Source organism: Lysinibacillus sp. G1-3 (assembly GCF_056322905.1).
Genome location: NZ_JBWHYQ010000068.1, coordinates 1 through 379, shown reverse-complemented (window position 1 = coordinate 379; position 379 = coordinate 1). Strand labels below are relative to the sequence as shown.

The following is a 379-nucleotide window of genomic DNA, read 5'->3' as shown; positions in this document are numbered from 1 at the left end:
GCAGTATGCTGTAATGATAGTAACTTTTTCATGTATTTCACCTCCCGCCAGAGTGAGAAATATTCAATCCGGTTACATTAATTGCCACAGAAGTATAAACTAATAGTACTGATATTATCACAGCCTAGGCTCACTGATGATTTTCCTTTTAGTAAGACAACTTCTTTATCAAGTGCAGTGTGCTGTAATGATAGTAACTTTTTCATGTGTTTCACCTCCTTCTAGAGTGAAAAATATTTACATCAATTACCGCAGAAGTATAAACTAATAGTACTGATATTATCACAGCCTAAGCTCACTGATGATTTCCCTTTTAGTAAGACAACTTCTTTATCAAGTGCAGTATGCTGTAATGATAGTAACTTTTTCATGTATTTCA

2 protein-coding genes are annotated in these 379 nt (G+C 33.8%); both read right to left on the bottom strand.

What is annotated here, in order from left to right; genetic code table 11:
* Positions 1–77: 77 nt before the first annotated feature.
* Entirely contained in the window at positions 78–206 is a 129-nt protein-coding gene (locus ACVYAD_RS25165) for a class III lanthipeptide (protein WP_476424943.1), read from the bottom strand.
* A gap of 36 nt (positions 207–242) precedes the next feature.
* Complete coding sequence (locus ACVYAD_RS25160) at positions 243–371, bottom strand: class III lanthipeptide (RefSeq protein ID WP_476424943.1); 129 nt, start codon at positions 369–371, stop codon at positions 243–245.
* Between the last annotated feature and the right edge of the window lie 8 nt (positions 372–379).

What these genes read in the sequence shown, in the direction of transcription:
- ACVYAD_RS25165 (WP_476424943.1), bottom strand. Translation starts at nt 206, where the DNA reads ATGAAAAAGTTACTATCATTACAGCACACTGCACTTGATAAAGAAGTT.
- ACVYAD_RS25160 (WP_476424943.1), bottom strand. Translation starts at nt 371, where the DNA reads ATGAAAAAGTTACTATCATTACAGCATACTGCACTTGATAAAGAAGTT.